The organism is Acidovorax sp. BoFeN1 (assembly GCF_003345135.1).
In the GTDB taxonomy this organism is placed as follows: domain Bacteria; phylum Pseudomonadota; class Gammaproteobacteria; order Burkholderiales; family Burkholderiaceae_C; genus Acidovorax; species Acidovorax defluvii.
The window spans coordinates 1-12,257 of sequence record NZ_QOZT01000098.1; the positions used below are offsets into that span (position 1 = coordinate 1).

6 protein-coding genes and 4 tRNA genes are annotated in these 12,257 nt (G+C 60.7%); all 10 read right to left on the minus strand.

Features of this window, described 5'->3' with window-relative positions; all coding sequences use genetic code 11:
* Window positions 1-883: 883 nt before the first annotated feature.
* Window positions 884-959 (minus strand) — tRNA-Gly (locus tag DTW89_RS16745).
* A 186-nt stretch (window positions 960-1,145) separates the two neighbouring features.
* Window positions 1,146-1,219, minus strand: a tRNA-Cys gene (locus DTW89_RS16750).
* A 58-nt stretch (window positions 1,220-1,277) separates the two neighbouring features.
* Window positions 1,278-1,353: transfer RNA gene (locus DTW89_RS16755), tRNA-Gly, on the minus strand.
* An 85-nt stretch (window positions 1,354-1,438) separates the two neighbouring features.
* Entirely contained in the window at window positions 1,439-3,871 is a 2,433-nt protein-coding gene (gene lon, locus DTW89_RS16760) for an endopeptidase La (RefSeq protein WP_114656751.1), read from the minus strand.
* Between the two features lie 128 nt (window positions 3,872-3,999).
* Window positions 4,000-5,265, minus strand: coding sequence for an ATP-dependent Clp protease ATP-binding subunit ClpX (gene clpX, locus DTW89_RS16765; protein WP_114656752.1), 1,266 nt, complete (start codon window positions 5,263-5,265; stop codon window positions 4,000-4,002).
* A gap of 99 nt (window positions 5,266-5,364) precedes the next feature.
* Window positions 5,365-5,973, minus strand: coding sequence for an ATP-dependent Clp endopeptidase proteolytic subunit ClpP (gene clpP / locus DTW89_RS16770; RefSeq protein WP_024815650.1), 609 nt, complete (start codon window positions 5,971-5,973; stop codon window positions 5,365-5,367).
* A gap of 123 nt (window positions 5,974-6,096) precedes the next feature.
* On the minus strand, window positions 6,097-7,407 hold the full coding sequence (gene tig, locus DTW89_RS16775) for a trigger factor (RefSeq protein WP_024815651.1): 1,311 nt from the start codon (window positions 7,405-7,407) through the stop codon (window positions 6,097-6,099).
* 75 nt (window positions 7,408-7,482) lie between these two features.
* Window positions 7,483-7,569 (minus strand) — tRNA-Leu (locus tag DTW89_RS16780).
* A gap of 101 nt (window positions 7,570-7,670) precedes the next feature.
* Window positions 7,671-10,844 carry an efflux RND transporter permease subunit gene (locus DTW89_RS16785; RefSeq protein ID WP_114656753.1) on the minus strand — a complete coding sequence of 1,058 codons (3,174 nt, stop codon included), beginning with the start codon at window positions 10,842-10,844 and terminating at the stop codon, window positions 7,671-7,673.
* 8 nt (window positions 10,845-10,852) lie between these two features.
* Window positions 10,853-12,049, minus strand: coding sequence for an efflux RND transporter periplasmic adaptor subunit (locus tag DTW89_RS16790; RefSeq protein ID WP_114656754.1), 1,197 nt, complete (start codon window positions 12,047-12,049; stop codon window positions 10,853-10,855).
* Between the last annotated feature and the right edge of the window lie 208 nt (window positions 12,050-12,257).

A 12,257-nucleotide genomic window follows, 5' to 3' on the forward strand; every position in this document is an offset into this window, starting at 1 on the left:
CAGTTGCCCCCGCTTTTCGGGAATGTGCCCCCACTTTTTGAAAATGAGCCCCTAAATGTGCCCCCATATGCCCCCGGATTCCGGCACACTTCGGCGCACGTTCGCGCACTAGTCAAAGCCACTTCCCATAGGGAAAAAGAAAAAGGCCGCACGATTGTGGAACCATGCGGCCTTATCTGTGGTGCCCGGGGCCGGAATCGAACCGGCATGACCGTGAGGTCGAGGGATTTTCTTACCACTTCGACTTTCGCCGCCAGCGTGAGCGCTGTTCGTGGTCTGGAGCACGCCTTCACCATAGCCTTGCGGCCGTAGGTGCCCGCCGTCTGCTCTCTACACCTTCCCACGAACCTTTCGATTCAGGGCTTGGCTCGGCGTTGGCTCGGACGTTTGCACATCCAGGGCGTTCACCGAATTTGACGGGCTTCACCTTCGGAGTTTCCTCCGGAGGGCTCAAATTTTTCAAGTCCCTTGTGTCTACCAATTTCACCACTCGGGCTGGCTTGCCTCGTTACCGAGTCCATTTTCGCACGGCTACTGCCGAGCTTGCTCTAACTGTACCGCTCGCTTGGCCCCTAGCTGGCTCCTAGCCGTCCAAGGGACCAACTCGGAAGCAATGCCTGAAGGCTTGAAACCCGCGCCATTGCTAGCTTTTCGGCCTATTCTCTCGTGATGGAAAAAACTTGACAAAGGAGGTTTTAAGTCCGCAGTGTCTACCAATTTCACCATCGGGGCGCCGGCTGCCCAACGCACACCTGCGTCACAGCGTAACCCGGGCCGCGCGGACACGCAATGCCCCTGTCTTATCCGGTGAACGCAACGCCCGATCAACCGGACTATCGCCATCACCAAGAAAAAAGGGAAGCCGAAGCTTCCCTTGCATATTTGGAGCGGGAAAAGAGTCTCGAACTCTCGACCTCAACCTTGGCAAGGTTGCGCTCTACCAACTGAGCTATTCCCGCATTTACTTTTACACCCTGTAGTCACCTTCAGCGTGCATCAGCAAGTCTCAAATTATAGCGTTATTTTTTAGCTCTCCAGAAGCTGAGAACATTTTTTTGAAAAATTTACTCAGACCGTCCACTGAAGCGACCCAACAAAAAAGGCCCCGAAGGGCCTTGTTGCATCGGATTGGACCAATGGTGTTCTGGAGGCGCGGTCCGGAGTCGAACCGGACTAACCGGATTTGCAATCCGGGGCATAACCGCTTTGCTACCGCGCCAAAAAATCACTTTCCTCCGACAAAAAAGGGAAGCTAACGCTTCCCTTTTTTTGGAAATTGGAGCGGGAAAAGAGTCTCGAACTCTCGACCTCAACCTTGGCAAGGTTGCGCTCTACCAACTGAGCTATTCCCGCATTTACCGAAGCTTCACATTATACAACGTTTGCTGCGATGGAGTGTATTGTAGCGCAATTTTCAAGGGCTGCCAGCATTTTTTCATCAATGCTTCAACGGATCGGCGTTGGCCGCACCCACAACCGATTTTTCTGCCGCCGATGCCACCACGACAGCCGCCTCTTCATCACTCAAAGGAACCGGTTTGCGCTCCAAAGCAACTTCCAGCACCTTGTCGATCCATTTGACCGGCACGATCTCCAGACCGCTCTTCACGTTGTCGGGAATCTCCTGCAGGTCTTTCATGTTCTCTTCAGGGATCAGCACCGTCTTGATTCCGCCGCGCAACGCCGCCAGCAGTTTTTCCTTGAGGCCACCAATCGCAGTGACCTCGCCGCGCAGGGTGATTTCCCCTGTCATCGCCACATCACCCCGCACTGGAATCCCCGTGAGGGCCGACACAAATGCAGTGGTCATGGCCGCGCCCGCGCTGGGGCCATCCTTGGGTGTGGCGCCGTCGGGTACGTGAATATGGATGTCGCGCTTTTCAAAAGCCTCGTCCTTGATGCCCAACATGCGTGCCCGGCTGCGCACCACCGTACGGGCGGCTTCAACCGACTCTTTCATCACGTCGCCCAGCGAACCCGTGCGGGTGATGACACCCTTGCCCGGCATGGCAGCCGCCTCAATGGTGAGCAAATCGCCGCCAACTTCCGTCCACGCAAGCCCAACCACCTGGCCGACCTGGTTCTGAGACTCCGCGCGGCCGTAGGTGTATTTGCGCACCCCCAAAAAGTCGGGCAGGTTATCTTCATTCACGACGACCTGCGGCTGCAGCTTTTTGAGCTGCAACCCCTTCACCACCTTGCGGCAGATCTTGGAGAGCTCGCGCTCCAGCGAGCGCACACCGGCCTCGCGGGTGTAGTAGCGCACCATATCGCGCACAGCACCTTCGGTGATGAGAAGTTCCTCGTCCTTCACGCCATTGTTCTTGAGCTGCTTGGGTAGCAGGTATTTCATGGCGATGCTGGTCTTCTCGTCTTCGGTGTAACCCGACAGGCGAATCACCTCCATGCGATCAAGCAGGGCGGGCGGAATGTTCATCGAGTTCGATGTCGCCACGAACATGACGTCGCTCAGATCGAAGTCCACCTCGACATAGTGGTCGCCAAAGGTGTGGTTTTGCTCCGGATCCAGCACCTCCAGCAGCGCACTCGACGGGTCGCCCCGAAAATCGGTGCCCAGCTTGTCGATTTCGTCCAGCAGGAACAGGGGGTTGCGCACTCCTACCTTGCCCAGGCTCTGCAGCACCTTGCCTGGCATGGCGCCGATGTACGTGCGGCGATGCCCACGGATTTCCGCTTCGTCGCGCATCCCGCCAAGCGCCATGCGCACATACTTGCGCCCGGTCGCTTTGGCAATCGACTGCCCCAGCGAGGTCTTGCCCACGCCGGGTGGCCCCACCAGGCACAGGATGGGCGCCTTGACCTTGTCCACGCGCTGCTGCACTGCAAGATATTCAAGGATGCGGTCCTTGACCTTGTCGAGGCCGAAATGGTCTTCATTGAGCACCGTTTCGGCATTGCCCAAATCGTGCTTGATCTTGCTCTTCTTGCTCCAGGGCAAGCCCGTGAGCACATCGATATAGCTGCGCACCACGGTGGCTTCTGCCGACATGGGCGACATCAGCTTGAGCTTTTTGAACTCGGCCTCGGCCTTCTTGCGGGCCTCTGCCGGCATCTTGGCGAGTTTGATCTTCTTGTCGATCTCTTCAATATCGGCGCCGTCTTCCCCCTCGCCGAGTTCTTTCTGGATGGCCTTGACCTGCTCGTTGAGATAGAAGTCGCGCTGATTCTTCTCCATCTGCCGCTTCACGCGGCCGCGAATCTTCTTGTCGACATTCAGGATGTCGACTTCCCGGTCAAGCTGCTCGAACAAATTCTCGAGGCGCACCTTGACGTCAGAGAGATCCAGAACCACCTGCTTGTTCTCCAGCTTGAGAGGCAGGTGGGCCGCAATGGTGTCAGCCAACCGACCGGGGTCGTCGATGCTGGAGATGGACGTGAGAATCTCGGGCGGGATCTTTTTGTTGAGCTTGACGTACTGGTCAAACTGCTGCATCACCGCCCGGCGAAGCGCCTCGATTTCACTCGATTTGTGCTTTTCCTGGTCTTGCTCGACAGGGGTCACGGTCGCCGTGAAATGGGTTTCCGCATCGGCAATGGATGTCACCAGAGCGCGCTGCTGACCTTCAACAAGCACTTTGACAGTGCCGTCGGGCAACTTGAGCATCTGCAGGATGGTGGAGACACAGCCCACGTCGAACATATCCTCGACGGAAGGCTCATCCTTCGCGGCCGCCTTTTGCGCCACGAGCATGATGCGCCGGTCGGACTCCATCGCCAACTCAAGCGCCTTGATGCTCTTGGGTCGACCCACAAAAAGCGGAATGACCATGTGGGGGAACACCACCACATCGCGCAAAGGCAACAGCGGCAGATCAATGGGGGTGGCTGGCAGGGGGGTATGTCCGGACATGGAAATCCTCAAAGTACTCTGTGGAATATGGTCCACATGTGGGGATTTTCAACCCTTGCGCACAGCCGCACTGCAGCAAGGGTTGATGGGTTTCAGGGGGCCGCGAAAGTGCGCCCGCTCCGGTCGCTTCAGGCTTTCTTGGCCGCCTCGCGGTAAACGAGCAGAGGTGGCTTGTTTTCCTCAATCGTGGACTCGTCCACCACCACCTTTTCGACATTGCTGGTATTGGGCAGGTCGAACATGGTTCCGATCAGGGATTGCTCCAGAATCGAGCGCAGACCGCGGGCACCCGTCTTGCGCGCCAACGCCTTGCGGGCAATTGCCTTCAGCGCGGCGGGGCGAATCTCCAGATCCACGCCTTCCATGGCCAATAGCTTGCTGTACTGCTTGACCAGCGCATTCTTGGGCTCGGTCAGGATCTGCACCAGCGCGTCTTCGCTCAGCTCGGCCAGTGCCGTCACCACGGGCATGCGGCCCACCAGCTCTGGAATCAAGCCAAACTTGATCAGATCTTCTGGTTCGATCTCGGTAAACACCTCGGACAGCGAGCGCTGCTTCTTGCTCTTGACCGATGCGCCGAACCCGATACCCGAAGCCTCGGTGCGGTTTTCGATGACCTTTTCAAGACCTGCGAACGCGCCACCGCAAATGAACAGGATGTTGATCGTGTCGATCTGCAGGAAATCCTGGTTGGGGTGTTTGCGCCCGCCCTGGGGCGGCACGCTGGCCATGGTGCCTTCGATGAGCTTGAGCAACGCCTGCTGCACGCCCTCGCCCGACACGTCGCGCGTGATGCTGGGGTTGTCCGACTTGCGGGAAATCTTGTCGATCTCGTCGATGTAGACAATGCCGCGCTGGGCGCGCTCCACCTCATAGTTGCAGCTTTGCAGCAGCTTCTGAACGATGTTCTCAACGTCCTCGCCCACATAGCCCGCCTCGGTCAGCGTGGTGGCATCGGCCATGACGAAGGGCACATCCAGCATTCGCGCCAAAGTTTGCGCCAGCAGCGTCTTTCCCGAACCCGTGGGGCCGATGAGCAGAATATTGCTCTTGGACAGCTCCACGTCGTCCTTGTGGGCCTTGTCCTTGTGACGCAGGCGCTTGTAGTGGTTATAGACGGCCACCGCCAGCGTGCGCTTGGCCTGCTCCTGACCAATGACATAGTTGTCCAGGTTGGTCTTGATCTCTACCGGGGTGGGCAGGTCGCTGCGCCCTTCACGCGCCAGGTCACCGACTGGAAGCTCATCGCGAATGATCTCGTTGCACAGGTCAATGCACTCGTCGCAGATAAAGACCGACGGACCGGCGATCAGCTTCTTCACTTCATGCTGGCTTTTGCCGCAAAAAGAGCAGTAAAGGGTTTTTTCGCTGGAAGAGCCTTTTTTCTCGGCCATGGGGGCAATGCCTTGTTACGGAAAGTTGTCGGGATGATACCCAAATAAAAAGCGGCGTCTTCCCAGCGGGAAAACGCCGCGTGGCCACCACGGGCCGACTCAGGAACGCTTGTGAATCACCTGATCGATGATGCCGTAGTCCTTGGCTTCGTCGGCTGTGAGGAAGTAGTCGCGCTCGGTGTCTGATTTGACCTTTTCCAGAGGCTGTCCTGTGCGCTCGGCCAGGATGCGGTTCATCTGGTCCTTGGTGCGCAGGATGTCGCGCGCATGGATCTCGATATCGGTAGCCTGGCCGCGCGCGCCGCCCAGCACCTGGTGAATCATGACCTTGGAGTTGGGCAACGAAAACCGCTTGCCCTTGGCGCCAGCCGCCAGCAAGAAAGCGCCCATGCTGGCCGCGAAACCCACGCAAAGGGTGGATACATCCGGCTTGATGAACTGCATGGTGTCGTAAATCGACATGCCCGCCGTGACGCTTCCGCCCGGAGAGTTGATGTAGAACGAAATATCCTTGTCTGGGTTTTCACTTTCCAGAAACAGCAACTGGGCCACCACCAGATTGGCCGTCTGGTCGTTGACCTCGCCCACCAGGAAAATCACGCGCTCCTTCAGAAGGCGCGAATAGATGTCATAGGACCGCTCGCCGCGGCCCGACTGCTCGATGACCATGGGGACCATGCCCAGGCCTTGTGTTTCCAATGCGCTCATTATTTCTCCAGTCAGGCAGCTACTGTACCCAGAAATGAATTGGGGCTTGTGCACCAAAGCACAAGCCCCTGATGGCTGGCTGGCGCGAGATCATCCGCAAGGGATGGACTCGGCCGCCCGGTCTCAGCCTTGGGCCATCAGTTCGTCAAACGAGACGGCCTTGTCGATCACCTTGGCCTGGCCCAGCACGAAATCGGTCACGTTGTTTTCGATGACAACGGCTTCGACTTCGGCCAGACGCTGGCGGTCACCGAAGTACCAGCGCACCACGTCTTCAGGCTTCTCGTAGCTGGCAGCCAGCTCGTCGATGTGGGCCTTGAGTTGCTCGGGCTTGGCGAACAGCTCATTGGCGCGAACCAGTTCCGCCACCACCAGGCCCAGGCGCACGCGGCGCTCAGCCTGGGGACGGAACACGTCTTCCGGAATCTCGGCCTTGTCGGCGTCCTTGATGCCGCGCTGCTTGAGTTCGGCACGGGCACCTTCGAGCAGGCGGGCGATTTCAGCCTGCACGCTGGCGTTGGGCAGGTCGAGCTCAGCCTTGGCAACCAGGGCGTCCATCACAGCTGCCTTGTTGCGGGCCAGCAGGCGGAACTTGACTTCACGCTCCAGGTTCTTCTTGATGTCGGCGCGCAGGCCTTCCACCGAGCCGTCAGCAATGCCCAGTGACTTGGCCAGGGCATCGTTCACTTCGGGCAGATGGGCGGCTTCGATCTTCTTGACGGTGACCAGGAAGTCGGCCGTTTTGCCGGCAACATCCTTGCCGTGGTAGTCGGCTGGGAAAGCCAGGGGGAACGTCTTGCTTTCGCCCGACTTCATGCCGCGCACTGCGTCTTCGAATTCCTTGAGCATCTGGCCTTCGCCAACCAGGAACTGGAAGTCTTCAGCCTTGCCGCCTTCAAAAGGCTCGCCGTCGATCTTGCCTTCGAAATCCACCGTCACACGATCACCGTCCTGTGCGGCTGCGTCCAGGGCGCGCTGGGCAAAGCTGCGACGCTGCTTGCGCAGAATATCAATGGTTTTGTCGATGGCAGCATCGGTCACTTCGGCCGAGAGCTTTTCCACTTCCACGCCCGCCAGATCAGCGATCTTGACTTCAGGGAACACTTCAAAGATGGCGTCAAAGGTGACCTGGCCTTCTGGGGCGCCTTCCTTCTCGGTGATGCGTGGCTGACCCGCCACGCGCAGCTTGGCTTCGTTGGCGGCCACGGCAAAGGCCTCACCCACCTTGTCGTTCAGCACTTCGTACTGCACAGAGTAGCCATAACGCTGGGTGACAACATTCATGGGCACCTTGCCAGGACGGAAACCGTCCATCTTCACGGTGCGGGCCATGCGCTTCAGACGCGAGTCAACTTCGGTCTGGATGGTGGTCAGGGGCAGGCTCAGCGTGATCTTGCGCTCGAGCTTTTCAAGGGTTTCAACAGTAACGGACATCGCTATTCCTCGTATGGATGTGGATCGTGCTGGCTGCAGCGCAGCGGCGCCGTGTTCCGCAAAGTCTCACAGGGGTGGTGCGCGGGGCGGGACTCGAACCCGCACAGTATTGCTACCGTCAGGACCTAAACCTGGTGCGTCTACCAATTTCGCCACCCGCGCGGTTCTACAAACAAACAGGCGGCAAACTGAGCTGCCGCCTGTGTGAAATCGGTCAACCTTCTATTTTACCCTGATGTGGGAAGCAGTTTGAATACATGCGTTCATGCCACCTCGGGAACCGGGCGGCGCACACGGAACCAGGCGGCATACATGGCCGGCAGGGCCAGCAATGTCAGCACCGTGGCCACCACGAGTCCGCCCATGATGGCAACGGCCATGGGCCCCCAGAACACGCTGCGCGACAGCGGAATCATGGCCAGCACCGCCGCCGCTGCCGTGAGCACGATGGGCCGCAGCCGCCGCACCGCCGACTCCACGATGGCGTCCCACGCGGGCACGCCCCGGGCGCGGTCCTGCTCGATCTGGTCGATCAGGATGACCGAATTGCGCTGGATCATTCCCATGAGTGCGATCACGCCCAGCAACGCCACAAAGCCAAACGGCCGACCCAGCAGCAGCAAGGCACCCGCCACTCCCGCCAGGCCCAGCGGCCCGGTCAGAAACACCAGCATCGCGCGACTGAAGCTGTGCAGTTGCAGCATGAGCAGCGTGAAGGTGATGAACAGCATGATCGGAATGCCCGCTGCAATCGACGCCGAGCCCTTGGAGCTTTCTTCCACGGCCCCCGCCACTTCAATGCGATATCCCCCCTGCCCCGTAGCGCGCCATTGGGCCTCTATCTCCTTGAGGGCCGGAAGCAGCGCCGCCGTCACCGTGGCGCCTTGCAGACCTTCGGTCACGTCGCCCTGCACGGTGATGGCGTAGTCGCGGTTCTCGCGCCACATGACGCCGGGCTCCCAGGTAAACACGGGCTTGGCGATCTGCGTGAGCGGGATCGACTTGCCCGAAGCAGTGGGCAGGTAGGCATTGGCAATGTCGGTGATGGCGTTGCGCTCATCCAGCGGCTGGCGCAGCACGATGTCGATCAGCTTGTCGCCCTCGCGGAATTGCCCCACCTGCGTGCCCGACAAAATGGTCTTGGATGCCTGCGCAATGGACTGGCTGGTAACCCCCAGCGCGCGTGCCTTGGCCTGGTCCACTTCCAGGCGCAGCACCTTTACCGATTCGTTCCAGTTGTCGTTCACGCCACGCATGTCGGGGCTCTGGCGCAGAACGGCCTTGACCTCGTCGGCGCGCTCGCGCAGCACCAGCGGGTCCGGCCCCACCACGCGAAACTGCACGGGATACGGCACCGGTGGCCCATTGGGCAGCAGCTTGATACGGCCACGCACTTCCGGAAACTCCTGCGCCAGCAGCGCCGGCAACTTGTTGCGCAGCGATTCGCGGATTTTCAGGTCTTGCGGCACCACGATGAACTGCGACACATTGGTCTGCGGAAACACCTGGTCGAGCGGGAGATAAAACCGCGGCACACCCGAACCCACCCAGGTGCTGACAGTGCTCACGCCGGGTTCGGAAAGCAGACGCTGCTCCACCCGCTTGGTGACCTCTTCATTGCCCGCGAACGAAGTGCCCTCGGGGAACCAGATGTCCACCATGATTTCGGGGCGACTCGAATCCGGAAAGAACTGCTGCTGCACCTTGCCCATGCCCACAACGCCCAGAGCAAAGGTCAGCACCGTGGCGCCAATGGTCAGCCAGCGGTGCTCCACGCACCAGTGCACCAGCCGTCGAAAAGCGGTGTAGAAAGGGCTGTCGAACACCTCGTGCGGGTCGTCCGTGATGCCTTGGCTGGCCTGCGCCGCCGCCACATGCGGCGGCACCTTCAGCAGCAGCGTGCCCAGATACGGCACAAAGTAAACCGACACGATCCAGCTCAGCACCAGCGCAATCACCGTCACGGCAAAGATGGCAAAGGTGTATTCGCCCGTCACGGACTTGGCGATGCCGATGGGCAGAAAACCGGCGGCGGTGATGAGCGTTCCTGTCAGCATGGGCATGGCCGTGAGCTCATAGGCAAAGGTCGCGGCACGCACCTTGTCGTAGCCCTCTTCGAGCTTGAGCACCATCATCTCCACCGCAATGATGGCGTCGTCCACCAGCAGGCCCAGCGCAATGATCAGCGAGCCCAGCGAGATCTTGTGCAGGCCGATATTCCAGTACCACATGGCCAAAAAGGTCACGGCCAGCACCATGGGAATGGTGATGCCCACCACCAAGCCCGGGCGTGGGTCGATGTACCAGCGCTTCCACAGGGGGTGGTTGCCCGGGCGCTTGTGCAGCCCCAGGCTGATAAAGCTCACCGCCAGCACAATCACCACCGCCTCGATCAGCACCTTGACGAACTCGTTCACCGAGGTGGCCACGGACTTGGGCTGGTCCTGCACGTTCACCAGCTTCACGCCTGCCGGCAGCGTGCCGTTGATGCGCCCGGTCACCCCCTGCAAGGCCTTGCCCAGCGCAATGATGTCGCCCCCCTTGGCCATGGAGACGCCCAGCGCAATCACCTCGCGCCCCTGGTGGCGCACCTTCACCGTGGCGGGGTCCACATAACCGCGCTTCACATCGGCAATGTCCGACAGGCGCAGTTGCGCGCCCGAAGGGCCCCGTATGGGCATGGCGCGCAGGTCTTCAATGGCATTGAACTGCCCCCCTACCCGCACTTGCACCTGGTCTTGCGGCGTCTGGAAGGCGCCAGCGCCCTCCACTGCGTTTTGCTGGCCCAGTTGTGCCAGCACCTGGTTCATGTCCAGGCCCAGTTGCGCCAGGCGTTTTTGCGAGACTTCAATGAACAGCTTTTCGTCCTGCACACCAAAAAGCTCAACCTTGGCCACATCGGGCACGCGCAGCAGCTGCTGGCGCGCGTCGTCGGCAAATGTTTTGAGTTCTGCGTTGCTGAAGCCCTCGGACTCCAGCGCGTAGATCACGCCATACACGTCGCCAAAGTCGTCATTGAAGAACGGCCCTTGGATGCCCCCGGGCAGCGTGTAGCGCATGTCGCCCACCTTCTTGCGCACGCTGTACCAGACGTTGGCTACCTCGCTGGCCTTGGACGAATCCTTGATCTGAAAAATGATCTGCGACTCGCCGGGCTTCGAATAGCTGCGGATCTTGTCGGCGTAAGGCACCTCTTGCAGCGTGCGCTCGATCTTGTCGGTCACCTGCTCGGCCACCTGCTGCGCCGTGGCGCCCGGCCAGTAGGTGCGCACCACCATGGCCCGAAAGGTAAAGGGCGGGTCTTCGTCCTGCCCCAGCTGAAAATAGGCTGCAAAGCCCAGCAGCATCAACACCACCATGAGGTAGCGGGTGAGCGCGGGGTGGTCGAGTGCCCACTTGGAGAGGTTGAACCCCTCTTTGGGTTGTCGTTGGGTCATGTCCGGCCTTACTTTGCGGAAGAGGCCGCAGCCGCTGCAGATGCGGCAGGCACTGCCGGAATAGCTACTGAATTCGTAGCTGTCTGCGCTTTAGGCACGGGCGCTACAGCCGTTTTTTGCTGATAAATCATGACTTTCTGCCCCGGCGAAAGCACATGCACGCCGGTGGCCACCACCTGCATGCCGGGCGTCAGGCCCGAGGCCACCACGGCATCGTTGCCATCGGCGGTAGCGATCTGCACCACCTGCGAATTGACCGTGCTGGTGGCCGGGTCGTACACCCACACCGCCGTGGCCTGCCCTTCCTGGCGCAACGCACTGGTCGGCAGCTTGATGGCCGCAACCCCCGCATGACTCAACGCCATGGGCGTGACATACACCGTGGCGCCCAGAGCGGGCACCTCGGCGCCTCCCAGCGCCACCTTGACCTGGTAGGTGCGCGTGGCGGCATCGGCACTGGCCGCCACCTCGCGCACGCGGCCCGCCAGCGGTGCGCCGCCCGACCAGCCGCGCGCCGTCACGTCCTGGCCGGGCTTGATTAGCCCGACCTTGTCTTCGGGCACGGCAAACACGACATCGCGCGCGCCGTCTTGCGCAATGCGCACCACGGGCGCGCCCGCAGCCACCACCTGGCCCGGCTCGGCCTCAATGCCCGTCACCACGCCCGCCACATCGGCCACCAGCGTGGTGTAGGCCGTCTGGTTGCCTTGCGAAGAAAGCTGTGCACGCGCCTGGTCCAGCGTGGCCTGCGCAGCCTTGAGGGTGGCCGAGCGCCGCTCCAGCTCGGCGCCGCTGATGAAGTTCTGGTCTTTCAGTGCCTGAAAGCGCTTGAAGTCGGCTGCAGCCAGATCACGCTGCGTGGTGGCAGAGGCCAGTTGCGCACGCGCCGCATCTGCCGCCAGCTGGTAATCCCGGGGGTCGAGCTGCGCCAGCACCTGACCGGCCTTCACCCGCTGGCCCAGCTCTGCCTGGCGCTGCACGATCTTGCCCGCCACCCGAAAACCCAGGCGCGACTCCACGCGCGCGCGCACCTCGCCCGAATATTCGAGCGTGGACTGCATCGCCCCGACCCCCACGGTCAGCAGCTTGACCGAGCGCACGGGCTCTTCGGGCGGCGCTGACCGGGAACACGCAGCCAGCAAGGCCGCAGAAGCGACAAGAAACAAATACCGCAGCGAAGGCCGCCGGGCGAAAGGTGTGCGCATGGGAAATCCGGGATAGAGGCGGTGGGCTGCCCCGCGCACGAAAGCCGACGAACACCGCCGACAAAGCGCGCCCTCCTTTGCGACGGGACAAGGCAACCCAACCGTGAAATTTTTACTGACTGGCCGGTTAGTAATCTAGAGGGTCGCCCTGACAATGTCAAGCGACAATGCCCGCCGTGAACCCACGCCAGCCCCCCTCCCCTCCGAC

Bases quoted from the DNA above. Each gene is read 5' to 3' on its own strand.
- lon (WP_114656751.1), bottom strand. From the start codon at position 3,871: ATGTCCGGACATACCCCCCTGCCAGCCACCCCCATTGATCTGCCGCTG.
- clpX (WP_114656752.1), bottom strand. From the start codon at position 5,265: ATGGCCGAGAAAAAAGGCTCTTCCAGCGAAAAAACCCTTTACTGCTCT.
- clpP (WP_024815650.1), bottom strand. From the start codon at position 5,973: ATGAGCGCATTGGAAACACAAGGCCTGGGCATGGTCCCCATGGTCATC.
- tig (WP_024815651.1), bottom strand. From the start codon at position 7,407: ATGTCCGTTACTGTTGAAACCCTTGAAAAGCTCGAGCGCAAGATCACG.
- DTW89_RS16785 (WP_114656753.1), bottom strand. From the start codon at position 10,844: ATGACCCAACGACAACCCAAAGAGGGGTTCAACCTCTCCAAGTGGGCA.
- DTW89_RS16790 (WP_114656754.1), bottom strand. From the start codon at position 12,049: ATGCGCACACCTTTCGCCCGGCGGCCTTCGCTGCGGTATTTGTTTCTT.